Origin of the sequence: Streptomyces ambofaciens ATCC 23877 (genome assembly GCF_001267885.1) — a bacterium.
GTDB lineage: Bacteria > Actinomycetota > Actinomycetes > Streptomycetales > Streptomycetaceae > Streptomyces > Streptomyces ambofaciens.
Genome location: NZ_CP012382.1, coordinates 4,716,791 through 4,740,795, shown reverse-complemented (window position 1 = coordinate 4,740,795; position 24,005 = coordinate 4,716,791). Strand labels below are relative to the sequence as shown.

20 protein-coding genes and 1 tRNA gene are annotated in these 24,005 nt (G+C 69.1%); 4 read left to right on the top strand and 17 right to left on the bottom strand.

All coding sequences use genetic code 11. The features are described from left to right. The first annotated feature begins 19 nt into the window (after window positions 1-19). Window positions 20-1,312 carry a glycosyltransferase family protein gene (locus SAM23877_RS21215; protein WP_053135577.1) on the top strand — a complete coding sequence of 431 codons (1,293 nt, stop codon included), beginning with the start codon at window positions 20-22 and terminating at the stop codon, window positions 1,310-1,312. A 77-nt stretch (window positions 1,313-1,389) separates the two neighbouring features. On the opposite strand, the gene SAM23877_RS21210 is transcribed toward SAM23877_RS21215, so the two are convergent. The 11 genes from SAM23877_RS21210 to SAM23877_RS21160 form a co-directional block, all read right to left on the bottom strand. Next, window positions 1,390-5,289, bottom strand: a complete 3,900-nt coding sequence (locus SAM23877_RS21210) for a DNA-directed RNA polymerase subunit beta' (RefSeq protein ID WP_053135573.1) — start codon at window positions 5,287-5,289, stop codon at window positions 1,390-1,392. 97 nt (window positions 5,290-5,386) lie between these two features. Further along, complete coding sequence (gene rpoB / locus SAM23877_RS21205) at window positions 5,387-8,872, bottom strand: DNA-directed RNA polymerase subunit beta (protein WP_053135571.1); 3,486 nt, start codon at window positions 8,870-8,872, stop codon at window positions 5,387-5,389. A 586-nt stretch (window positions 8,873-9,458) separates the two neighbouring features. Beyond that, complete coding sequence (rplL, locus tag SAM23877_RS21200) at window positions 9,459-9,839, bottom strand: 50S ribosomal protein L7/L12 (RefSeq protein ID WP_053135567.1); 381 nt, start codon at window positions 9,837-9,839, stop codon at window positions 9,459-9,461. A 117-nt stretch (window positions 9,840-9,956) separates the two neighbouring features. Beyond that, on the bottom strand, window positions 9,957-10,487 hold the full coding sequence (gene rplJ, locus SAM23877_RS21195; protein ID WP_053135564.1) for a 50S ribosomal protein L10: 531 nt from the start codon (window positions 10,485-10,487) through the stop codon (window positions 9,957-9,959). Window positions 10,488-10,803: 316 nt separating this feature from the next. Next, window positions 10,804-11,652 (bottom strand): SCO4651 family lipoprotein, encoded by an 849-nt coding sequence (locus SAM23877_RS21190; RefSeq protein WP_053135561.1) that lies wholly within the window; start codon window positions 11,650-11,652, stop codon window positions 10,804-10,806. A gap of 154 nt (window positions 11,653-11,806) precedes the next feature. After that, complete coding sequence (locus SAM23877_RS21185) at window positions 11,807-12,613, bottom strand: SCO4651 family lipoprotein (protein ID WP_053135558.1); 807 nt, start codon at window positions 12,611-12,613, stop codon at window positions 11,807-11,809. A gap of 140 nt (window positions 12,614-12,753) precedes the next feature. Then, window positions 12,754-13,479 (bottom strand): 50S ribosomal protein L1, encoded by a 726-nt coding sequence (rplA, locus tag SAM23877_RS21180; RefSeq protein ID WP_053135556.1) that lies wholly within the window; start codon window positions 13,477-13,479, stop codon window positions 12,754-12,756. An 84-nt stretch (window positions 13,480-13,563) separates the two neighbouring features. Further along, window positions 13,564-13,998 (bottom strand): 50S ribosomal protein L11, encoded by a 435-nt coding sequence (gene rplK / locus SAM23877_RS21175; protein WP_006130605.1) that lies wholly within the window; start codon window positions 13,996-13,998, stop codon window positions 13,564-13,566. A gap of 181 nt (window positions 13,999-14,179) precedes the next feature. Next, on the bottom strand, window positions 14,180-15,055 hold the full coding sequence (gene nusG, locus SAM23877_RS21170) for a transcription termination/antitermination protein NusG (RefSeq protein WP_053135553.1): 876 nt from the start codon (window positions 15,053-15,055) through the stop codon (window positions 14,180-14,182). Window positions 15,056-15,135: 80 nt separating this feature from the next. Continuing rightward, window positions 15,136-15,420 (bottom strand): preprotein translocase subunit SecE, encoded by a 285-nt coding sequence (secE, locus tag SAM23877_RS21165; protein WP_053135550.1) that lies wholly within the window; start codon window positions 15,418-15,420, stop codon window positions 15,136-15,138. Window positions 15,421-15,528: 108 nt separating this feature from the next. Then, a tRNA-Trp gene (locus tag SAM23877_RS21160) sits at window positions 15,529-15,601 on the bottom strand. A gap of 215 nt (window positions 15,602-15,816) precedes the next feature. Here SAM23877_RS21160 and SAM23877_RS21155 point away from each other — a divergent pair. The 3 genes from SAM23877_RS21155 to SAM23877_RS21145 all read left to right on the top strand — a co-directional run bounded on the left by SAM23877_RS21155 (window position 15,817) and on the right by SAM23877_RS21145 (window position 19,056). Next, on the top strand, window positions 15,817-17,043 hold the full coding sequence (locus tag SAM23877_RS21155; RefSeq protein ID WP_053135547.1) for a pyridoxal phosphate-dependent aminotransferase: 1,227 nt from the start codon (window positions 15,817-15,819) through the stop codon (window positions 17,041-17,043). 134 nt (window positions 17,044-17,177) lie between these two features. Continuing rightward, a complete protein-coding gene (locus tag SAM23877_RS21150) occupies window positions 17,178-18,260 on the top strand; it encodes an adenosine deaminase (protein WP_053135544.1) in 1,083 nt (360 codons plus the stop codon). A 163-nt stretch (window positions 18,261-18,423) separates the two neighbouring features. Next, complete coding sequence (locus SAM23877_RS21145; RefSeq protein ID WP_053142713.1) at window positions 18,424-19,056, top strand: NAD(P)-dependent oxidoreductase; 633 nt, start codon at window positions 18,424-18,426, stop codon at window positions 19,054-19,056. A 39-nt stretch (window positions 19,057-19,095) separates the two neighbouring features. On the opposite strand, the gene SAM23877_RS21140 is transcribed toward SAM23877_RS21145, so the two are convergent. The 6 genes from SAM23877_RS21140 to SAM23877_RS21115 form a co-directional block, all read right to left on the bottom strand. Next, complete coding sequence (locus SAM23877_RS21140) at window positions 19,096-20,151, bottom strand: UDP-N-acetylmuramate dehydrogenase (RefSeq protein ID WP_053135542.1); 1,056 nt, start codon at window positions 20,149-20,151, stop codon at window positions 19,096-19,098. A 92-nt stretch (window positions 20,152-20,243) separates the two neighbouring features. Continuing rightward, window positions 20,244-20,624 carry a hypothetical protein gene (locus SAM23877_RS21135; protein ID WP_053135538.1) on the bottom strand — a complete coding sequence of 127 codons (381 nt, stop codon included), beginning with the start codon at window positions 20,622-20,624 and terminating at the stop codon, window positions 20,244-20,246. A 34-nt stretch (window positions 20,625-20,658) separates the two neighbouring features. Then, complete coding sequence (locus SAM23877_RS21130) at window positions 20,659-22,140, bottom strand: MFS transporter (RefSeq protein ID WP_053135535.1); 1,482 nt, start codon at window positions 22,138-22,140, stop codon at window positions 20,659-20,661. Between the two features lie 103 nt (window positions 22,141-22,243). Continuing rightward, complete coding sequence (locus tag SAM23877_RS21125) at window positions 22,244-22,870, bottom strand: TetR/AcrR family transcriptional regulator (protein ID WP_079030342.1); 627 nt, start codon at window positions 22,868-22,870, stop codon at window positions 22,244-22,246. 205 nt (window positions 22,871-23,075) lie between these two features. Then, a complete protein-coding gene (locus tag SAM23877_RS21120; RefSeq protein ID WP_053135532.1) occupies window positions 23,076-23,504 on the bottom strand; it encodes a MaoC family dehydratase in 429 nt (142 codons plus the stop codon). A 7-nt stretch (window positions 23,505-23,511) separates the two neighbouring features. Beyond that, window positions 23,512-23,964, bottom strand: coding sequence for a MaoC family dehydratase N-terminal domain-containing protein (locus tag SAM23877_RS21115; RefSeq protein ID WP_053135529.1), 453 nt, complete (start codon window positions 23,962-23,964; stop codon window positions 23,512-23,514). Window positions 23,965-24,005: the final 41 nt, after the last annotated feature.

The following is a 24,005-nucleotide window of genomic DNA, read 5'->3' as shown; positions in this document are numbered from 1 at the left end:
ACCGAGGGGGATGACAGCCATGGACACGGCTGCCGACGACACGGTGACCGACAGGCCCGCCGGCGCACCGGACGGGCAGTCCGAGGACCGTCCGGAGCGCTCCTGGAGGTCCTGGCGTCCCGTCCTCCCCGACCGCGCCCGCCCCTACCTGCCCGCGCTGGTCCTGTACGGCGTCACCAAGCTCGTCGGCCTCGCGGTCTTCGCCTCCCTGCTGGAGTACGCCGGGGACTACGAGGGCAAGAACCCGCGCTTCGGCGGCGGCGCCCACTGGTGGGACGTCCTGGCCACCTGGGACGGCTGGTGGTACCTCCAGGTCGCCGAGCACGGGTACAGCCCCTCCCTGGTACGGCTCGGCGGCGACGGCCTGTTCACCGTCCAGCAGAACTCGGTCGCCTTCTTCCCGCTCTACCCGGCCCTGATCCGGATGGTCTCGGAGGTCACCGGCCTCGGCCTGTACGGCTCCGGCATCCTCGTCTCCGTCCTCTGCTCGTTCGTCGCGGCGGCGGGCGTCTTCGCCGTGGTCCGCCTCGTGGCCGGGGCCCGCGCGGGCACCATCGCCGCCGGGCTGTGGGCCGTCGCGCCCGGCGCGGGCGTCGAGTGGGCGGTGTACTCCGAGTCCCTGTTCGTCGCCATCGCCGCCTGGGCCTGCTACGCCGTGATGACCGGCCGCTGGGTGACGGCCGGGCTGCTGGCCTTCACCGCGGGCCTGAACCGTCCCACGTCCGCCGTCCTCATAGGCGCCGTGGGCCTGGCCGCCCTGGTGACCCTGGCCCGCCCGGCGTCCCGGCGCGAGCACGGCGTGCGGGGCCCGGTGTACGCCATGGTCGTGGCGCCGCTGGGCCTGCTCGGCTACATCGCCTGGGTCGGCTACCGCACCGGCGAGGCCACGGCGTACTTCACGCTCCAGCGCGAGGGCTGGGCGCACTTCTTCGACTACGGCGCCTACACCCTGGACGTGCTGCGCAACCTCGCCGTCGGCAAGGGCGACTACGTCTTCGCCTTCTCCACCCCGGACCTGCTCTCCCTCCAGCTGGTCCTGGCGCTGCCCTTCCTGATCGCCCTGATGCTGCGCAAGAAGCCCCCGCTGGTCCTCGTCGCCTACACCCTGGCCACGATCATCACGGTCCTCGGCACCCAGCAGATGTTCGGCAACACCATGCGCTACCTGCTCCCGGCCTTCCCCCTGCTCCTCGCGCCGGCCGCGGCCCTCGCCCGCCTGAGGCTCCCGGGCCTCGCGGTCTTCTTCACCACCGCCGCCCTCGCCTCGGGCTGGTACGCGCACTACGTCATCTTCGAGCTGGGCGTGCCGTAGCCACCGCGTCCGCACACGCCGAAGGGCGGCCACCCCTCCCGGGGTGACCGCCCTTCGGCGTTCAAGCGGACACTCGCTTACTGGTTGTACGGACCGTAGTCGTAGTCCTCCAGCGGAACGGCCTGGCCGGAGCCGGTGCCGAACGGCGAGTAGTCGATGTCGTCGTAGCCGACGGCCGAGTACATCGCGGCCTTGGCCTCCTCGGTGGGCTCCACCCGGATGTTGCGGTAGCGGGACAGACCCGTACCGGCCGGGATGAGCTTACCGATGATGACGTTCTCCTTGAGGCCGATGAGGCTGTCGGACTTGGCGTTGATCGCCGCGTCCGTCAGAACTCGGGTCGTCTCCTGGAAGGAGGCGGCCGACAGCCAGGATTCCGTCGCCAGCGAGGCCTTGGTGATACCCATCAGCTGCGGACGACCGGAGGCCGGGTGACCGCCCTCCTGGACCACACGACGGTTCTCGGTCTCGAACTTCGAGCGCTCGACCAGCTCGCCGGGGAGCAGCTCCGCGTCGCCCGACTCGATGATCGTCACGCGGCGCAGCATCTGCCGGATGATGATCTCGATGTGCTTGTCGTGGATCGACACACCCTGCGAGTTGTAGACCTTCTGGACCTCGCCGACCAGGTGGACCTGGACGGCACGCTGACCCAGGATGCGCAGCACGTCGTGCGGGTTGGTGGCACCCACGGTGAGCTTCTGGCCCACCTCGACGTGGTCGCCCTCGCCCACCAGCAGACGGGCACGCTTCGAGATCGGGAACGCCGTCTCGTCGCTGCCGTCGTCGGGGGTGACGACGAGCTTCTTGGTCTTCTCGGTCTCCTCGATCCGGACGCGGCCGGAGGCCTCGGAGATCGGGGCGACACCCTTCGGGGTACGGGCCTCGAAGAGCTCGACGACACGCGGCAGACCCTGGGTGATGTCGTCACCGGCCACACCACCGGTGTGGAAGGTACGCATCGTCAGCTGGGTGCCGGGCTCACCGATGGACTGGGCGGCGATGATGCCGACCGCCTCACCGATGTCGACCAGCTTGCCGGTGGCCAGCGAGCGGCCGTAGCACATGGCGCAGGTGCCGACCTGGGACTCGCAGGTCAGGATCGAACGGGTCTTGACCTCCTCGACACCGTTGGCGACCAGGGCGTCGATCAGGACGTCACCGAGGTCGACGTTGGCCGGCGCGATCACCTTGCCGTCGATGACGACGTCCTCGGCGAGCATGCGGGCGTACACGCTGGTCTCGACGTCCTCGGCCTTGCGCAGCGTGCCGTCGGCGTCGCGCGTGGCGATCGGCAGCTTGAGGCCGCGCTCGGTGCCGCAGTCCTCCTCGCGAATGATGACGTCCTGGGAGACGTCGACCAGACGACGGGTGAGGTAACCCGAGTCGGCGGTACGCAGAGCGGTGTCCGCCAGACCCTTACGGGCACCGTGCGTGGAGATGAAGTACTCCAGCACGGACAGGCCCTCACGGAACGAGGCCTTGATCGGACGCGGGATCGTCTCGTTCTTGGCGTTCGACACGAGACCACGCATACCGGCGATCTGACGCATCTGCATCATGTTGCCTCGTGCACCCGAGTTCACCATCATGAAGATCGGGTTGGTCTTCGGGAAGTTCTCGTTCATCGCCTCGGCGACCTCGTTGGTCGCCTTGGTCCAGATCGCGATGAGTTCCTGCGTGCGCTCGTCCTTGGTGATCAGACCGCGCTCGTACTGCTTCTGGACCTTCTCGTCCTGAGCCTCGTAGCCCTTGACGATCTCCTTCTTCGCCTCGGGAACGACGACGTCGGAGATGGCCACGGTGACGCCGGAGCGGGTGGCCCAGAAGAAGCCGGACGCCTTCAGGTTGTCGAGCGTCGCCGCCACGATGACCTTCGGGTAGCGCTCGGCGAGGTCGTTGACGATCTCCGAGAGCTGCTTCTTGCCGACCTCGTAGTCGACGAAGGGGTAGTCCTCGGGCAGCAGCTCGTTGAAGAGCGCGCGGCCCAGCGTGGTCTTCAGGGTGAAGGTGTCACCCTGCTGCCACTCCGGCTCACCCTCCTCGCGGGCCGGGGGCTCCCAGCCGCGGGGCGGGATGGTGCCCACCGGGAAGCGGATGTCGACCTTCGACTGGAGCGACAGGTCGCCCGCGTCGAACGCCATGATCGCCTCGGCGGCGGAACCGAAGGCACGGCCCTCGCCCTTGAGGTCGCGGCCCTCGCCGTCGGTGGTGAGGAAGAACAGACCGAGGACCATGTCCTGGGTCGGCATCGTCACCGGACGGCCGTCGGCCGGCTTGAGGATGTTGTTCGAGGACAGCATCAGGATGCGGGCCTCGGCCTGCGCCTCCGCGGAGAGCGGCAGGTGGACGGCCATCTGGTCACCGTCGAAGTCCGCGTTGAACGCGGTGCAGACGAGCGGGTGGATCTGGATGGCCTTGCCCTCGACCAGCTGCGGCTCGAAGGCCTGGATGCCGAGGCGGTGCAGCGTGGGCGCACGGTTCAGCAGAACCGGGTGCTCCGCGATGACCTCTTCCAGCACGTCGTACACGACCGTGCGGCCGCGCTCGACCATGCGCTTGGCGCTCTTGATGTTCTGCGCGTGGTTCAGGTCGACCAGGCGCTTCATCACGAACGGCTTGAAGAGCTCCAGCGCCATGGCCTTGGGCAGACCGCACTGGTGCAGCTTCAGCTGCGGGCCGACGACGATGACGGAACGCGCCGAGTAGTCGACTCGCTTACCGAGCAGGTTCTGACGGAAGCGGCCCTGCTTGCCCTTGAGCATGTCGCTCAGGGACTTCAGCGGGCGGTTGCCGGGACCGGTCACCGGGCGACCACGACGACCGTTGTCGAAGAGGGCGTCCACGGCCTCCTGGAGCATGCGCTTCTCGTTGTTCACGATGATCTCGGGCGCGCCGAGGTCGAGAAGCCGCTTCAGGCGGTTGTTGCGGTTGATGACACGGCGGTACAGGTCGTTCAGGTCGGAGGTCGCGAAGCGGCCACCGTCCAGCTGCACCATCGGACGCAGGTCCGGCGGGATGACCGGCACGCAGTCCAGCACCATGCCCTTGGGGCTGTTGCTGGTCTGCAGGAACGCGGAGACGACCTTGAGGCGCTTGAGCGCACGGGTCTTCTTCTGGCCCTTGCCGGTGCGGATGATCTCGCGGAGGCGCTCGGCCTCCTCGTCGAGGTCGAAGGACTCCAGGCGCTTCTGCAGGGCGGCGGCGCCCATCGAGCCGTCGAAGTACGTGCCGAAGCGGTCACGCAGCTCGCGGTAGAGCAGCTCGTCGCCCTCCAGGTCCTGGACCTTGAGGTTCTTGAACCGGTTCCACACCTCGTCGAGGCGGTCGATCTCGCGCTGCGCACGGTCGCGCAGCTGCTTCATCTCACGCTCGGCACCCTCGCGCACCTTGCGGCGCACGTCGGCCTTGGCACCCTCGGCCTCCAGCTCGGCGAGGTCCGTCTCGAGCTTCTTGGCGCGGGCCTCCAGGTCGGAGTCGCGACGGTTCTCGATCTGCTGACGCTCGACGGAGACGTGCGCCTCCAGGGACGGCAGGTCGCGGGTACGACGCTCCTCGTCCACGAACGTGATCATGTACGCCGCGAAGTAGATGACCTTCTCGAGGTCCTTCGGGGCGAGGTCGAGCAGGTAGCCGAGGCGCGACGGGACGCCCTTGAAGTACCAGATGTGGGTGACGGGGGCGGCGAGCTCGATGTGGCCCATCCGCTCACGGCGCACCTTGGCGCGCGTGACCTCGACGCCACAGCGCTCACAGATGATGCCCTTGAAGCGGACGCGCTTGTACTTGCCGCAGTAGCACTCCCAGTCCCGGGTCGGACCGAAGATCTTCTCGCAGAAGAGTCCGTCCTTCTCGGGCTTGAGCGTGCGGTAGTTGATCGTCTCGGGCTTCTTGACCTCGCCGTGGCTCCACTGACGGATGTCGTCAGCGGTGGCCAGGCCGATCCGGAGCTCGTCGAAGAAGTTGACGTCGAGCACTATGCGTCAATCCCTCTCAGGGTTGTAAGTCTGTGGTCTGAAACGGGGGTCGCGGGATCGGCGGGGCCTCTGCGTGAGAGGCCCCGCCTGACTCCCGTCAGACCTCTTCGACGCTGCTCGGCTCGCGCCGTGACAGGTCGATGCCGAGCTCCTCCGCTGCGCGGAAGACGTCCTCGTCGGTGTCACGCATCTCGATGGACATGCCGTCCGAGGACAGCACCTCCACGTTGAGGCACAGGGACTGCATCTCCTTGATGAGCACCTTGAAGGACTCGGGGATGCCGGGCTCAGGGATGTTCTCGCCCTTGACGATGGCCTCGTAGACCTTCACGCGGCCGGTCACGTCGTCGGACTTGATGGTCAGCAGCTCCTGGAGGGCGTACGCGGCGCCGTAAGCCTCCAGCGCCCACACCTCCATCTCACCGAAGCGCTGGCCACCGAACTGGGCCTTACCACCCAGCGGCTGCTGGGTGATCATCGAGTACGGACCGGTCGACCGGGCGTGCAGCTTGTCGTCGACCAGGTGGTGGAGCTTGAGGATGTACATGTAGCCGACCGAGATCGGCTCCGGGAACGGCTCACCGGAGCGGCCGTCGAACAGCCGCGCCTTGCCGGACGGGAGCACCATGCGCTCGCCGTCGCGGTTCGGGATGGTGTGCTGGAGCAGGCCGGCCAGCTCGTCCTCACGCGCACCGTCGAAGACCGGGGTGGCGACGTTGGTGCCGGGCTCGACCTTGTCGGCGCCGATGGCCTGCAGACGCTGGGCCCACTCCTCCGCGAGGCCGGAGACGTCCCAGCCGCGGCTGGCGAGCCAGCCGAGGTGGATCTCCAGGACCTGCCCCGGGTTCATTCGGGACGGGACACCCAGCGGGTTCAGGATGATGTCGACGGGCGTGCCGTCCTCCAGGAACGGCATGTCCTCGATCGGGTTGATCTTGGAGATGACGCCCTTGTTGCCGTGACGGCCGGCGAGCTTGTCACCGTCGGTGATCTTGCGCTTCTGCGCCACGTACACGCGCACCAGCTGGTTCACACCGGGGGGAAGCTCGTCGCCCTCCTCGCGGTCGAAGACGCGGACGCCGATGACCTTGCCGATCTCACCGTGCGGCACCTTCAGGGAGGTGTCGCGCACCTCGCGCGCCTTCTCACCGAAGATCGCGCGGAGCAGGCGCTCCTCCGGGGTCAGCTCGGTCTCACCCTTGGGCGTGACCTTGCCGACGAGGATGTCGCCGGCGACGACCTCGGCACCGATGCGGATGATGCCGCGCTCGTCGAGGTCGGCGAGGACCTCCTCGGAGACGTTCGGGATGTCCCGGGTGATCTCCTCGGGGCCGAGCTTGGTGTCACGGGCGTCGACCTCGTGCTCCTCGATGTGGATCGAGGAGAGGACGTCGTCCTGCACGAGGCGCTGCGACAGGATGATCGCGTCCTCGTAGTTGTGACCCTCCCACGGCATGAACGCGACCAGCAGGTTCTTGCCGAGCGCCATCTCGCCGTTCTCGGTGGCCGGGCCGTCGGCCAGGACCTGGCCCTCGATGACCCGGTCGCCCTCGGCGACGATGACCTTCTGGTTGACCGAGGTTCCCTGGTTGGACCGGGAGAACTTGGCCAGGCGGTACGTGATGTACGTGCCGTCGTCGTTGGTCGTGGTGATGTAGTCCGCGGAGACCTCCTGGACCACACCCGCCTTCTCGGCCTTGACCACGTCGCCGGCGTCGGCGGCGGAGCGGTACTCCATGCCGGTGCCGACCAGCGGGGACTCGCTCTTGATGAGCGGCACCGCCTGACGCATCATGTTCGCGCCCATGAGGGCGCGGTTGGCGTCGTCGTGCTCGAGGAACGGGATCATGGCGGTCGCGACCGACACCATCTGGCGCGGCGAGACGTCCATGTAGTCGACGTCGTCACCGGGGACGTAGTCGACCTCGCCGCCACGGCGGCGGACCAGGACACGGGCCTCGGAGAACCGCATGTCGTCGTTGAGCGTGGCGTTGGCCTGCGCGATGACGAAGCGGTCCTCCTCGTCGGCGGTCAGGTAGTCCACGTCGTCCGTGACCTGGCCGTCGACGACCTTGCGGTACGGCGTCTCGATGAAACCGAACGGGTTGATCCGGCCGTACGAGGCGAGCGAGCCGATCAGACCGATGTTCGGGCCTTCCGGCGTCTCGATCGGGCACATGCGGCCGTAGTGCGACGGGTGGACGTCGCGGACCTCGAAGCCGGCCCGCTCACGGGAGAGACCACCCGGGCCGAGGGCGTTCAGACGACGCTTGTGCGTCAGCCCCGACAGCGGGTTGTTCTGGTCCATGAACTGGGACAGCTGGCTGGTGCCGAAGAACTCCTTGATGGAGGCGACGACCGGCCGGATGTTGATCAGGGTCTGCGGCGTGATCGCCTCGACGTCCTGGGTGGTCATGCGCTCGCGCACGACCCGCTCCATACGGGCGAGACCCGTACGGACCTGGTTCTGGATCAGCTCGCCGACGTTGCGGATGCGGCGGTTGCCGAAGTGGTCGATGTCGTCGGTCTCGACGACGATCTCCCGGCCCGACTCGCCGACCGTCTCGGTCTCACCGGCGTGCAGCTTCACCAGGTACTTGATCGTGGCGATGACGTCGTCGGTGGTGAGGACGCCGGCGTCCAGGGGCTCGTCGGCGCCGAGCTTCTTGTTCACCTTGTAGCGGCCGACCTTGGCGAGGTCGTAGCGCTTCGGGTTGAAGTAGAGGTTCTCGAGCAGCGTCTGCGCGGCCTCACGCGTGGGGGGCTCGCCCGGACGCAGCTTGCGGTAGATGTCGAGCAGCGCGTCGTCCTGGCCCTGGGTGTGGTCCTTCTCCAGGGTGGCGCGCATGGACTCGTACTCGCCGAACTCCTCCAGGATCTGCTCGGTGGTCCAACCGAGAGCCTTGAGCAGGACGGTCACGGACTGCTTGCGCTTGCGGTCGATGCGCACACCGACCATGTCGCGCTTGTCGATCTCCATCTCCAGCCAGGCACCCCGGGACGGGATGATCTTGGCCGAGAAGATGTCCTTGTCGGACGTCTTGTCGATGGAGGAGTCGAAGTAGACACCCGGCGAACGGACCAGCTGCGACACCACGACACGCTCGGTGCCGTTGATGACGAAGGTGCCCTTGTTGGTCATGAGCGGGAAGTCGCCCATGAAGACCGTCTGGGACTTGATCTCGCCGGTCTCGTTGTTGGTGAACTCGGCGGTGACGAAGAGCGGGGCCGCGTACGTGAAGTCGCGGTCCTTGCACTCGTCGATGCTGTTCTTGGGGGGCTCGAAGCGGTGGTCGCGGAACGTCAGCGACATCGACCCGGAGAAGTCCTCGATCGGCGAGATCTCCTCGAAGATCTCTTCCAGACCGGACTTGGTGGGGACGTCCTGACCGGACTCCAGAGCCGACTCGACGCGAGCCTTCCACGCGTCGTTGCCGAGCAGCCAGTCGAAGCTCTCGGTTTGCAGCGCGAGAAGGTTCGGAACCTCGAGGGGCTCCTTGATCTTTGCAAAGGAGATGCGCAGCGGGGCGGTGCTGGCAGCGTTGTTCGTATTCGCGGTCGAGGCATTGCGCGAGGCGGCCAAGAGGGGGTCCTTCCGAGGGCTCGGACTCACTACGCGCGTACCGGCCCCTCTTCCGTGCACGAAGACAGGGGGTGCCTGACGTGGCGGAAAGCCAGGTCGGACATGCTCTGGTCGTCAGTGCTCGGGCGAGGGTAGACCCCTGGTGACGGGCAGGGGGCAGCTAACAGGCAGCGCAAAGGGACAGTGTAGCCACTTGGCTCACTGATGTCCAGTGCGGTTCTCGGGGACCGTGTTCACTCCTCGTTGTTCTCACCACCTGCGGCAAGGCCTCGCCCTCAACGCACGTTGATACTGCCCTCTTCGTCGTCGATCCATGCCTCGGATTCGGATCCTTTGACGACGCCCTGAGAATTGCGCGCTGCGTGCGGTTCGTCAAGGCCCCCCTAGGCCCGAACCGGTTGCCTCCAGCGGCTCTCAGGGCCCTGGAGACGGCACGACGAAGATCACCATACTCTCCGCCGTCACGCGTGCAAGGCAGCCGCCGCCGCACCCTCGGATACGCCGAAGAGCGACCACCCGGATGGATGATCGCTCTTCGGTGCTACGGCGTTACAGACCCTGACGGATCCGTGGTGCCGGTGCGGTCTTACTTGACCTCGACGGAGGCGCCGGCGCCCTTGAGGGACTCGGCGGCCTTCTCGGCGGCGTCCTTGGCGACCTTCTCGAGGACGGGCTTCGGGGCGCCGTCCACGAGGTCCTTGGCCTCCTTCAGACCCAGGGAGGTCAGCTCACGCACGACCTTGATGACCTGGATCTTCTTGTCGCCGGCACCGGTGAGGATGACGTCGAACTCGTCCTTCTCCTCCTCGGCGGGGGCGGCGGCGGCCGGGCCGGCCGGGGCGGCGGCGACGGCCGCGGCGGCGGTGACGTCGAACTTCTCCTCGAAGGCCTTCACGAACTCGGAGAGCTCGATGAGGGTCATCTCCTCGAACTGGGCGAGCAGGTCGTCCTGGCTGAGCTTCGCCATGATGGCGGTCCTTCCACTATTCGGCAGGGGGTGCCGGATGTACTGGGTGAGGCGGGCGTACGTCGGGCCCGCTGCGACCCGCGCCGCTAGGCGGCGTGAGTCAGAAAGCGAGCCGAGTTACTCGGCACCGCCCTGCTCGTCCTGCTTGGCACGGAGCGCGTCCACGGTGCGGACGAGCTTCGAGGGAAGCGCCTGGAAGAGCTGAGCAGTCTGCGTCTGCTTGCCCTTGAAGGCGCCCGCCAGCTTGGCGAGCAGAACCTCGCGGGACTCGAGGTCCGCAAGCTTCTTGATCTCGTCGGCGGACAGCGCCTTGCCGTCAAGGACACCGCCCTTGATGACGAGGTTGGGGTTGTCCTTGGCGAAGTCGCGCAGACCCTTCGCCGACACCACCGGGTCACCGGTGATGAAGGCGACAGCCGTCGGACCATTGAACTGGTCGTCCAGCGTCGTGATCCCGGCCTCGTTGGCCGCAATCTTGGTCAGCGTGTTCTTCACCACGGCGTACTGGGCGTTCTCACCGAGCGACCGGCGCAGCGTCTTGAGCTGCGCCACGGTGAGACCGCGGTACTCGGTCAGCACGGCGGCGTTGGAGCTGCGGAACTTGTCCGTCAGCTCGGCAACCGCGGCAGCCTTGTCGGGCGTCGCCATAGAGCCTCGGCCTCCTTCCGGGTGATTCGGACCGCGCGGACCCGAAGGAGGACTGGGGAAAACGAAACGCCCCGGCGCAGGCGCACGGGGCGTGGCTCGACCGTCTGAACACACCCATGGGGCGTGAGGTCCGGGAGCTCATCCACAGTCACCTGCGCGGGTCGTCCGCAGTTCAGCGAATCCTTCGGCCACCGTGCCCTCTGAAGAGCACACGGCAACGACCAGCGGTCTTTGGCTTCTGGGGAAGCGTACGTGAACGGGGCAGTGTCAAGCAAATCCGCCCTTACGGCGACCCGAGGGCGGGCGCCCGGGCCGTTCAGCCCGTCTGGGACTCCTGCATCATCTCGGCCAGGTCGACGGTGTCCTTGGCGGGCGGAGCGGTGACCTTAACGGGCTCGTTGAAACCGAGGAAGGTGATCGTCATGTCCAGCGGACCCTTGTCGGCGTCGCCGCGCACGCGGAAACGCTTGGTGTGGTCGTCGCCGTCGATCCACGTGTCCATCGTGAGCTTGTCGACGCCCATCTCCTTGTACTGCTCGAGGCTCTTGCGGCGCTTGTCCCGGGTGTCCTTGTCCTCGCCTTCGAGGGACTTCTCCAGGTCGGCTAGGGCGACCGTGCCCTTGTAGTGGGTGGTCTCCACACCCTCGACGGTCTCGGTGCCGACCTTCTCGACGTCCTTGGCACCGGTGAGGAAGGTGGACTCGGTCGCCGGGTTCTTGTCAGCCTGGGAGGCGCCGCCCAGCTGGTTCAGCTCCTTGTCGGCGCCCAGCGCGGCCAGGTCGAACTTGATCCAGCTCTTGCCGTCCATCTCCTTGGCCGCCTCGGCGCCGCCGCCGATGTACATGGCCTTGCCGACGAGCCGGATCTCCGCCTTGGCGTCGGCACCCTGGTCGAGCGCCGTCATCTTCATGCTCATCGCGAGCGTGGGCTTCATCCGCATCTCGGCCTCGGCCTCGACCCGGCCCTCTTCGGGAGCCCGACCGGTCATGCGGTAGCGGAGGGAGTCGATCTTCTCCGTGTTCTTCGCCGCCTTGGCGACGGCCGCCGCCGGCGTCATCTTCGGGGACTCCTCGCCCCCGCCCCCCTCGGAACAGCCCACCGCTCCGGCGGCGAGCAGCAGAGCGGACAGGCCGGCGCCCACGGGCACACGTACGGACGTCTTCATGGATTCCCCCCACGGAAACACACGGATCGCAGGGCACACGCACTGCGCACTGCCTCTTCACAGCAAGGACGCGAGCGTATCGGAGATGGTTCGAACGATCTTGTGATTTAGAGGGGAGGGGACGTTCCGCGGAGCGCGGCGGCCGGGAACCCGGTCAGGAGCCGTCGCCCCGCGCCTTCAGCAGCTCCCTGAAGTCCGCCGTGTCCGCGGCCGGCGGGCGCTCGGGGACGACGCCGGCGCCGTAGTCGCTGTAGTACACGGTCTGGGTCAGCTTCCCGGTCTCCGTCCGGCCCCGCTCGACCTTCTTGACCAGCAGATCCCGGTCGTCGACCCAGATGTCGACGGTCCGGGCGGTGTCGCCGCCCACCGTGCCGGTCCAGTGCGTGGTGCGCCGGCCGCGGGTCGTCTCCGCACCGACCTCGCGCACGTCGTCGGCGGCCAGCAGCGACTTCACCGCCAGGTGCGGCGTGGTCTCGCGCAGCTGGTCCGCGAACCCGGCGCCCGCGTCACCGCCGAGCCGCTCCAGGTCCTCGTAGGCGTACCTGATCCAGTGCCGGCCGCCCACCCGGTCGGCGAACCGGTCGCCCAGCCGGGCGTAGTACGCGTCGGGCAGGTAGCGGGCCTCCAGGGCGGTGGTGCCGAGCCGGCGCATCGTCTCGGCGGTCGTGCCGGCCGTGTACGTGATCGTCAGGGTGCCGGTGAGACCGTCGCGCCAGCCGAGGGTGCCGGCGGCCTTCAGGGACAGTTCCCCGCCCATGACGGTCGTGGACTCCACCCTGGCCGAACCCGCCCGTCCGGTGGCCCGCTCCACGGCATGCAGGGGCCGCGTCGACGGGTCGGCCGCACGGGCGCCGTCGCCGGAGGGGGCGGACCCGGCGGCGGAGGTGCAGGCGGTGGCGGAGAACAGCACGGCCGTCACCGCTGCCCGGAAGACCGTACGGCGTGCCGTCGTGCGCGTCATCCGCCCCACCCCTGTGCGCCGTATGCGAGTCCGCTGCCCGCACGCTAGCCCAGAGAGCCCGGGCCCGTACCGGAAAAACGGAACGGGCCCCGCACCTCGGAAGGTGCGGGGCCCGTGAACCCTGGGGGCGAGCCGTCGGCTCAGACCGCCGCCGGGTCCTCCTCGACGAGGAGGTTGCGGGTGCGGTTCGAGTCGAGCGGGATGCCGGGGCCCATCGTGGTGCTGATGGCGGCCTTCCGGATGTACCGGCCCTTGGCGGCGGACGGCTTCAGACGGAGGACTTCCTCCAGCGCGGCGCCGTAGTTCTCCACCAGCTTGGTGTCGTCGAACGACGTCTTGCCGATGATGAAGTGCAGGTTCGAGTGCTTGTCGACGCGGAACTCGATCTTGCCGCCCTTGATCTCGGTCACGGCCTTGGCCACGTCCGGGGTCACGGTGCCGGTCTTCGGGTTCGGCATCAGACCACGCGGGCCGAGGACGCGGCCGAGGCGGCCGACCTTGCCCATGAGGTCCGGGGTGGCGACGACGGCGTCGAAGTCCAGACGGCCCTTCGTCACCTCGTCGATCAGTTCGTCGGCGCCGACGATGTCGGCGCCCGCGGCACGCGCGGCCTCGGCACGGTCACCGGTCGCGAAGACCAGGACCCGGGCGGTCTTACCGGTGCCGTGCGGGAGGTTCACGGTGCCACGGACCATCTGGTCCGCCTTGCGCGGGTCGACACCCAGGCGGAAGGCGACCTCGACGGTGCTGTCGAACTTGGTCGTGGAGGTCTCCTTGGCGAGACGGACGGCCTCGAGCGGGGCGTAGAGCTTGTCCCGGTCGATCTTCTCGTCCGCAGCGCGGAGAGACTTGCTGCGCTTGCTCACTACTGCTCCTGTTGGCTTCTGAGGAGTCGTGGTGCGGGCCGAGCAGGCCCTGCCACTACTACTGCTGGATTACGGGGGTGGAGGTCAGCCCTCGACCGTGACGCCCATGGAACGGGCGGTGCCGGCGATGATCTTCTCGGCGGCGTCCAGGTCGTTGGCGTTCAGGTCGGGCATCTTGGTCGTGGCGATCTCACGGACCTGGTCGCGGGTGATCTTCGCGACCTTGGTCTTGTGCGGCTCGCCGGAGCCCTTCTCCACGCCCGCGGCCTTGAGGATCATCTTCGCGGCCGGCGGGGTCTTGGTGATGAAGGTGAAGGAGCGGTCCTCGTAGACCGTGATCTCCACCGGGATGACCCAACCGCGCTGCGACTCGGTCGCGGCGTTGTAGGCCTTGCAGAACTCCATGATGTTGACGCCGTGCTGACCCAGCGCGGGGCCGACCGGCGGGGCCGGGTTCGCGGCACCGGCCTGGATCTGGAGCTTGATGAGCCCCGTGACCTTCTTCTTCTTGGGAGGCATAGCTCTCCGGGTCCTTTCGATTCGGGTCCTGCCCGCACCCGGGGCGACCCGGACACAGGCATACCGCACAACGATAACGGGTATAGATGCGCGGCCAAAAACCGAGCAGGTCAGGCAGGGCGCGAGCGCCCGCCTGACCGGTTCGGAAGCAGTACGTCCAGAGAGGTACCGGTGTGCGGTACTAGTTCTTCTGGATCTGGTCGAAGCTCAGCTCGACCGGGGTCTCGCGGCCGAAGATCTCGACGAGGCCCTTGACCTTCTTCGAGTCGGCGTTGATCTCGTTGATCGTGGCCTGCAGCGTCGCGAACGGGCCGTCGGTGACGGTGACCGAGTCGCCGACCTCGAAGTCCAGGACCTGGACCTCGACCTTGCGCTGCGGAGCGGGCTTGCCCTCGGCCTCCGCGGCCTCGCGGGCGGCCTTCTCCTCGGCCTCGGGGGCGAGCATCTTGACGATCTCGTCCAGCGTCAGCGGGTACGGGTCGTAGGCGTTGCCGACGAAGCCGGTGACGCCGGGGGTGTTGCGGACGACGCCCCAGGACTCGTTGGTCAGGTCCATGCGGACCAGGACGTAACCCGGCAGCTTGTTCTGGCGGATCGTCTTGCGGTCGCCGTTCTTGATCTGGACGACCTCTTCCTGCGGCACCTCGGCCTGGAAGATGTAGTCCTCGACGTTCAGCGAGACGGCGCGCTGCTCGAGGTTGGTCTTCACGCGGTTCTCGTAACCGGCGTAGGTGTGGATGACGTACCACTCGCCGGGGAGGACGCGCAGCTCCTGGCGGAGCGCATCGATCGGGTCGAGCTCGGGCTCGGGCTCCGCGGCCTCGTCCGCCGGCTCGGCGGTCTCGTCCTCGGCGGTGCCGTCCTCGACGGTCTCGTCCTCGACGGCCTCGTCCTGTGCCTCGGCGGTCTCGTCCGCGTCCGCGACGACGGCGTCGTCGGCAGCCTCGGTCTCGGCGGAGACCTCGGTGTCCTCGTTGTCGGCGCCCTCGACGGTGCCGAGCTCGTCCTCGACGGACTCGACCGGCTCGATGGCGTCGTTCACGTTCGGGTCAGACACTGTGGCTGCTTCTTCCTGGATACATAGGGGTGGAACACGCGAAAGGGGCGCCGGGTACCTCGGCGCCCTTCGCTCTCGACTCAGCCGAAGACGTACTTGGCGGCGTGAGAGAAGCCATAGTCAATCAGAGTCACCAGGCCGATCATGATGACCACGAAGATGATCACCACGGTGGTGTACGTCGTCAGCTGGTTGCGACTCGGCCAGACGACCTTGCGGAGCTCCGCGACGATCTGGCGGTAGAAGAGAGCGAGGCGCTTCAGCGGGCCCTTCTTGGCGCGCTTGCCGCCTTTGCGCGACTTCTTGGAGTCCGGCGCCTCGTCCTGGGCATCAGGCATGTCGATGGAGCCCACGGCGTCCGTCACTCGTCCTCACCTGATTCCGGGTCGTGGCCGTGCCGCGCCCGGTTGGAGCCGCACGGCGGTGCATTGCTGTACGTACATGCGCACACATCCTGGCGAAGGTGTGTGTAGCAGGGCCGGAGGGACTTGAACCCCCAACCGCTGGTTTTGGAGACCAGTGCTCTACCAATTGAGCTACGACCCTTTGTGTGCCCCCCAACGTACCGCATCCGCCCGGATGCTTGGTGTGCACCGAGTGGCAGCGGGCCGCTGAAGGCCAACGAGGTGAGAGTGTACGTGCTCACGGGCCGGGCGTCGAACAGAAAGCGCGCCCGGACTGATGTTCAGGGCGTGGTCCGGTCCTGTTCAGTCCGTGAAACCCCTGTGCCGGGGAGGTTTCCGGTCTGGAACGATGGGGCCATGAGCGCTGCAACCCCACCCACCGAGCGCCGGGTCTCCGCCCGAGTCGGCTCGATCTCCGAGTCCGCCACCCTCGCCGTGGACGCCAAGGCCAAGGCCCTCAAGGCCGCCGGGCGTCCGGTGATCGGCTTCGGCGCAGGCGAACCCGACTTCCCGACGCCGGACTACATCGTCGAGGCCGCGATCGAGGCCTGCAAGAACCCGAAGTTCCACCGGTACACGCCGGCCGGCGGTCTGCCCGAGCTGAAGGCCGCGATCGCCGCGAAGACGCTGCGCGACTCCGGCTACGAGGTCGACCCCTCGCAGATCCTGGTCACCAACGGCGGCAAGCAGGCCATCTACGAGGCGTTCGCCGCGATCCTCGACCCGGGCGACGAGGTCATCGTCCCGGCGCCCTACTGGACCACGTACCCGGAGTCGATCCGGCTGGCCGGCGGTGTGCCCGTCGAGGTCGTCGCCGACGAGACCACCGGCTACCGGGTGAGCGTGGAGCAGCTGGAGGCCGCGCGCACGGAGAAGACGAAGGTCGTCCTCTTCGTGTCCCCGTCGAACCCGACGGGCTCCGTGTACTCCGAGGCCGAGACCGAGGCCATCGGCCAGTGGGCCGTCGAGCACGGCCTGTGGGTGCTGACCGACGAGATCTACGAGCACCTCGTCTACGGCGACGCCTTCTCCGTCTCCCTGCCGGCGCTGCTGCCCGAGCTGCGCGACAAGTGCATCGTGGTCAACGGCGTCGCGAAGACGTACGCGATGACCGGCTGGCGGGTCGGCTGGGTCATCGGCCCGAAGGACGTCGTCAAGGCCGCGACGAACCTCCAGTCCCACGCCACGTCCAACGTGTCCAACGTGGCCCAGGCGGCGGCGCTGGCCGCGGTCTCCGGTGACCTGGACGCGGTGGCGAAAATGCGGGAGGCCTTCGACCGGCGCCGCCAGACCATCGTGCGGATGCTCAACGACATCGACGGCGTGCTGTGCCCGGAACCGAAGGGCGCGTTCTACGCCTACCCGTCGGTGAAGGCGCTCCTCGGCAAGGAGATCCGCGGCAAGCGTCCGCAGGACTCCGTCGAGCTGGCCGCGCTGATCCTGGAGGAGGCCGAGGTCGCGGTGGTGCCGGGCGAGGCGTTCGGCACGCCCGGGTACCTGCGGCTCTCGTACGCGCTCGGTGACGAGGACCTCGTCGAGGGCGTGAGCCGGATCCAGAAGCTGCTGGCGGAGGCCAGGGACTGACCGTCTCCTCGGCGGTTCCCCGGCAGGGGTCGCACCGGAACGTTCCGGTGCGACCCCTGCTTTGTTTGTGCGAGCAAGACCACGTACGGGGAAAGTGCTGTCGGGTCGGGCGTGTCGTACGGCAGGATCACGGAATGGAGCGTGTACGTGATGTCTCTGAACTGCCGAAGGCCCATCTCCACCTGCACTTCACCGGGTCGATGCGGCCCGCGACCCTGCTGGAACTGGCCGACAAGCACGGCGTGCGTCTGCCCGAGACGCTGACCGAGGCGCTGGGCCGCGGGGAGTCGCCGAAACTGCGGGCGACGGACGAGCGGGGCTGGTTCCGCTTCCAGCGGCTGTACGACGCGGCGCGGTCGTGTCTCCAGGAGCCGGAGGACATCCAGCGACTGGTGCGGGAGGCCGCGGAGGAGGATCTGCGGGACGGCTCGGGGTGGCTGGAGATCCAGGTGGACCCGACCTCGTACGCGCCGCGGCTGGGCGGGCTGATCCCGGCGCTGGAGATCATCCTGGACGCGGTGGAGACGGCCGTGCGGGACACCGGCATCGGCATGCGGGTGCTGGTCGCCGCGAACCGGATGAAGCATCCGCTGGACGCGCGGACCCTGGCCCGGCTGGCGGTGCGGTACGGGGACCGGGGGGTCGTCGGGTTCGGGCTGTCCAACGACGAACGGCGCGGCATGGCCCGGGACTTCGACCGGGCGTTCGCGATCGCCCGGGAGGGCGGGCTGCTGTCGGCGCCGCACGGCGGCGAGCTGACCGGTCCGGCGTCCGTGCGGGACTGCCTGGACGACCTGGAGGCCGACCGGATCGGGCACGGGGTTCGGGCGGCGGAGGACCCGCGGCTGCTGAAGCGGCTCGCGGACCGGCAGGTGACGTGCGAGGTGTGCCCGGCGTCGAACGTGGCCCTGGGCGTGTACGAGAAGCCGGAGGACGTGCCGCTGCGGACGCTGTTCGAGGCCGGGGTCCCGATGGCGCTGGGCGCCGACGACCCGCTGCTGTTCGGGGCCCGGCTGGCCGCCCAGTACGAGATCGCGCGCGAGCACCACGGCTTCACCGACCCGGAGCTGGCGGAACTCGCCCGCCAGTCGGTGCGGGGGTCGGCGGCTCCGGAGGACGTGAAGCGGAAGCTGCTGGCGGGGGTGGACGACTGGCTGGCCGACGAGGGCGCCGAGCGGACGCCCCGGGGCGGAGGCCGACCGGTGGAGGCCCCCTGACCGGCGGGTGCGGCCCGGCGGGCGGTACGGCGCTCGAGGCGGGCTCGACCGGCGGGTGAGTACCCCCTCCCTTGAATGGGCAGGAGGCGGTGCGCCGGTGAGTGAGCGCTCATCGGCCCGCGCCCCAGCCCCCCGGACGCCGCCGTGCGGAATGGAGTACGCCGTGAAGCTCACCGTCTTCGGTGCCACAGGAGGCACCGGCCAGGAGGTCGTCCGGCAGGCCCTCGGCGCCGGGCACCACGTCACGGCCGTCGTGCGCGATCCCGCGCGGCTGCCCGTGACCGGCGAGCACCTGGAGGTGCTCCGCGCGGATCCGAGCGATCCGGCGTCGGTGCGGCAGGCCGTGGCGGGGCGGGACGCCGTCCTGTCCGCGCTCGGCCCCCGTCGCCGTGCCGATGCCGGTGTGGTCGCGCGGCTGACCCACGGGGTGCTCGACGCGATGGAGGCGGAGGGCGTGCGCCGACTGCTGGTGGTCAGCGCCATGCCGGTGGGACCCCAGGCGCAGGACGCCGGACCGCTGGACCGCGGGGTGCGGCGCGTGATCTCCGCGGTCTTCAAGGAGGTCTACGCCGATCTGCGCGCCATGGAGGGGGAACTGGCGCGCAGTGACACGGACTGGACGGTGGTCCGGCCGCCGCGGCTCCAGGACAAGCCGCTGACCGGCCGGTACCGGACGGTGGTCGGCGGTTTCCCCACCAAGGGCCGCTTCGTGGGCCGCGCCGACGTCGCCCACGCGATGCTCGCGATGGCCGAGGACGCGAGGACCGTGCGGCAGGGCGTGGGGGTCGCCTACTGAGGCCCGGACGTCCGCCGACGCCCGAAACGCCGTACCCGGCTAGAGGCTGACGCCCACCGTCACCGGCTCGTTGACCAGGGTGACGCCGAAGGCCTCGCGGACGCCGGCGACGACCTCGCGGGCCAGGGCCAGCAGGTCCTCCGTGGTCGCCTCGCCCCGGTTGGTGAGGGCGAGGGTGTGCTTGGTGGAGATGCGGGCGGGTCCGCTGCCGTACCCCTTGGTGAAGCCGGCCTTGTCGATCAGCCAGGCGGCGGACGTCTTGATGCGGCCCTCGCCCGCGGGGAAGGCGGGCGGCTCGACGCCCTCGCCGAGGCGCTCGTCCACGCGCGCGCGGAAGGCCGCGAACTCCTCGTCCGTGAGGATCGGGTTGGTGAAGAACGACCCCGCCGACCAGGTGTCGTGGTCCTGCGGGTCGAGGACCATGCCCTTGCCCGCGCGCAGCTTCAGCACGGTCTCGCGGGCGGTGGTCAGCGGCACCCGGTCACCGGGCTCGACGCCCAGGGCGCGGGCCGTCTCCGCGTAGCGAAGGGGCGCGGAGAGGCCGTCGGCGTCCTCCAGGGCGAAGCGGACGCGCAGGACGACATACCGCTCGGGCTCGGCCTTGAAGCGGCTGTGGCGGTAGGAGAAGGCGCATGCGGCGTTGGTGAGGGTGACCGTCTGGCGGGACCGGCGGTCGTACGCGGTGACCTCGGTGATCGTCGAGGAGACCTCCTGGCCGTACGCCCCGACGTTCTGGATGGGGGTGGCGCCGGCCGAGCCGGGGATGCCGGCCAGGCACTCCACGCCCGCGAGTCCGGCCTCGACGGTGCGGGCGACGGCGTCGGTCCAGATCTCGCCGGCCGCCAGCTCCAGCGTCGTCCCGTCGAGGGAGAGGCCGCGCGTGGCGATGTGCAGGGCGGTGCCGTCGAAGCCCTTGTCGCCGATGACCAGGTTGGAACCGCCGCCGATGAGCAGCAGCGGCGTGCCGGTGTCGTCGGCCTCGCGGACTGCGGCGATCACCTCCGCGTCGGTCGTGGCCGTGACCAGGCGGGTCGCCGGTCCTCCCAGCCGGAAGGTGGTCAGCGGGGCGAGGGGGGCGTCATGGAGTTCCTGCACGCGCTCAAGACTACGAGACGGCACCGACAGCCCCGGGCAGCGGGAAACGCCCCGGCCGGTCGGCCGGGGCGTTCCCTCTCACGATTCGGTGCTCATGTCAGGCGTCGGCGTACCTCTGCCCAGCTCACCGGGAGGTCGTCGGCGGAGGCCGGCCAGGTGGCGAACTTGACGTCCCGCATCTGGGCCGACAGGCCTCGGGCGGTCGGCGCGTGGGTGCCCGAGCGGGCGAAGGCCTTGAGCGCCTCGGGCGACTCCCAGGCGGACAGGGTCCAGAAGGTCCGCCGGAAGGGCTCGGCCTTCAGCGAGGCGCCGTACGCTCCGGGCGCTCCCCTGACCTGCCGCCACACGCGCGGCGTGCCGGCCAGGAACTTCAGCGCCCCCCAGAGGGTGCGGGTCTCGAAACGGGAGGCGAAGACGTGGACCTCGGTGGCCTGCGGCGGCCGGTCGGGCACGGTCCAGGGAAGGGTGGGCATGTCGGGCTCCTTTCGTTTCCGGCGTTGGTGTGCGTCAGCGGGACGCCGGCTGCCCGACGCCGGCCGGCGTCGGCTCGCCCGCGGGTACGGGCTCCGCCGCGGCCTCGGCCGTGACCGGCTCGCCGCCGCGGCGGCGCCCCGGGATGAGCAGGGCCGCGACGCCTCCCAGGGCCACGATCCCGGCGCCCGCCGCGACCGCGGGCCGCAGCCCGTCGACGAAGGCCTGCGGGGTCTCGTAGCCGCCCTGTGCCGAGAAGACCGACGCCATGACCGCGATGCCGAGCGCCCCGCCCACCTCGCGCAGGGCGTTGTTGGCACCGGAGGCGATGCCCTGTTCCTTCGCGGTGACGCCGGCCATCACGAGCGCGGAGGCGGGGGCGAAGTACAGGGCCATGCCGATGCCGCTCATGATCAGGCCGGGCAGCTGGACGCCGTAGGAGGCGTCGGTGGTGACCACGTAGGCGAGGTGGCCGAGGCCGGCCGCCTGGAAGAAGAGCCCGGCGGCGACGACCGGGCGTCCTCCGACGCGGTCCGAGAGGATGCCGGCGATCGGTGCGACCAGCATCGGCATGCCGGTCCAGGGCAGCATGCGCAGGCCCGCCTCGGTGGGCGAATAACCGAGCACGTTCTGCATGTACTGACTGAGCAGGAAGATCGAGCCGAACATCCCGAGGAACATGAGCAGGCTCGCCGCGTTGATGCCCGAGAAGGTGCGGGAGCGGAAGAGGCGCATCGGGAGCATGGGGTTCCTGGCGCGGATCCCGTGGTGGACGAACCCGACGAGCAGCGCGGCCCCGGCGAACAGGGCCGTCAGCACCACCGGGCCGGTCCAGCCGTCGACGGGCCCGCGGACCAGGCCGTAGACGATGCCGAAGAGGCCGCCGCTGGCGAGCAGGGTGCCGGGGATGTCGAGCGGTGCGCCGTTTCCGTACGACTCGGCGAGGCGGAGGCGGGCGAGCGGCAGCAGCGCGAGGCCCAGCGGTACGTTCAGCCAGAAGATCCACTGCCAGGAGACGTGCTCGGTGAGGCTGCCGCCGACCAGTGGACCGGAGGCCACGGCGAGCCCGTTGACGGCACCCCAGATGCCGTACGCCATTCCGCGCCGTTCGGCGGGCACGGCGGCCGTCAGCAGGGTCAGCGTCAGCGGCATCATGATCGCCGCGCCGACGCCCTGGACCGCGCGGGCGGCGATCAGTGAGTCGATACCGGGCGCCATCGCCGCGGCGGCGGAGGCGCCGGTGAAGACGGTGAGGCCGACGACGAAGAGGCGGCGGCGGCCGAAGCGGTCACCGAGGGCCGCGCCGAACATCAGAAGGACGGCGAAGGTGAGCGTGTAGGCGCTCACGGTCCATTCCAGGTCGTGCATCGCCCCGCCCAGGTCCTCGCGGATGGAGGGCAGGGCGGTGGTGACGACGAGATTGTCCAGGGCCGCCATGAAACCGGCGATGCAGGTGATGACCAGGGCCCAGACCGCTCCCCCGCCGCGTGATCCGTGGTGCGTGCCGTGCTGTGACATCTCTCCCCCAGAGGGTGTGCACTGCTTGCCGACTTTGGTTAGTAATTGATGACTAACTTTTGGGGTCGCACGAGAGCACCGCTCCCGCGGGCCTTGACCGCCCCTATGTGCTGTCCGGACCCGATGCGCTGTCCGTACCCGATGCGCCTTGTGGGCCCGATGCGCTTTCCGGGCCCTCTTTGAGGCGGGCCGAGATGTAGAAGCCGTCCCAGATCCGGTGCCCCGGCGGGAAGCCCATGCCGGCCAGCGCGTTGATGAGCATGCCGTACGCCATGAAGGTCGTCGTCTCGGAGACGTCCCCGCCGAGGGGCAGGTGCACGGCGTCCCAGAGCTCCAGCCAGCCCTTGCGCACCATCTTGCCGAACTCGTGGTCACCGGCCGCCTCGGCGGCCGCGACGGCGACGTACACCTGCAACTGCATCTGGAGCTTCTCGGGCTGATCGGCGATCAGCTGCATGTAGGCCTCGGCCATGGCATGCAGCGCCTCTTCGCCGTGCAGGCCGTCGGAGGCCTCCTGGAAGACCTTGCGCGTGTCCTCCAGACAGCGCTCCGCCGCCGCCAGGAAGATCGCCTTCTTCCCCGGGAAGAGCCGGAAGAGGTACGGCTGGGACACCCCCACCCGCTTGGCGATGGCCTCGGTGGACGTGCCGTAGAAGCCACCCTGGGCGAACTCGCTCGTCGCCGCCCGGATGACGCTCTCGCGCCGCTCCTCCGCACTCATCCTGACCATGAGGCCGAAGTTAGTACTCAATCACTAACTTCGTCAAGGCGTCCGGGCCGCCGTGCCGCAGCGCGGCGACGGGAGACCGTGGGTGCGAGCGGGGGTAAGGGGCGCACTCCAGGGAGAACGCCCCTTACCGGGTGGCACATGAACGGGCCTCCAGGACGGACCCGGACGGATCGGATCGGACCGGACCGGATCGGACCGGAGCGCCTCAGGCGAGGCGTACGACGGCGCGGGACATGCCGAGGACCTTCTGGCCTGCGCTGGTGGCGGTGAGGTCGACGCGGACGGTGTGGTCGTCGAGCTTGGCCGCGACCTTGCCGCTCACCTCGATCACGGCACCCCGGCCGTCGTCGGGCACCACGACCGGCCGGGTGAACCGGACGCCGTACTCGACGACCGCGCCCGGATCACCGGTCCAGTCGGTGACCACGCGGATCGCCTCGGCCATCGTGAACATGCCGTGCGCGATGACGTCCGGCAGACCCACCTCCCTGGCGAACCGCTCGTTCCAGTGGATCGGGTTGAAGTCGCCGGAGGCACCCGCGTACCGCACGAGCGCGGCACGGTCCACGGGAAAGCTCCGGGCGGGCAGTTCGGTACCGACCTCGACGTCGCTGTAGGCGACCTTCGCCGTCATGGAATGCTCACGCCTCCCCGGCCGCGCGGGCCACGAGCTTGGTCCAGGCGGTCACGACGAGCTCGCCGGCCTCGTCGTGGACCTCACCACGGATGTCCAGGATGTCGTTGCCCGCCATCGACTTGACCGCCTCGATGGTCGAGGTGACCGTCAGCCGGTCACCGGCCCGCACCGGACGCACGTAGGCGAACTTCTGGTCGCCGTGCACCACCCGGCTGTAGTCCAGACCCAGCTGCGGGTCCTCGACGACCTGACCCGCCGCCTTGAACGTGATCGAGAACACGAACGTCGGCGGAGCGATCACATCCGGATGACCGAGCGCCTTCGCCGCCTCCGTGTCCGTGTACGCCGGATTGGCGTCCCCCACGGCCTCCGCGAACTCGCGGATCTTCTCCCGCCCCACTTCATAGGGCGCGGTCGGCGGATAGCTCCGCCCCACGAACGTCTGGTCGAGCGCCACGGGTGGCAACCTCCTGCTGCTCTTCTTTATGACCAAGAACG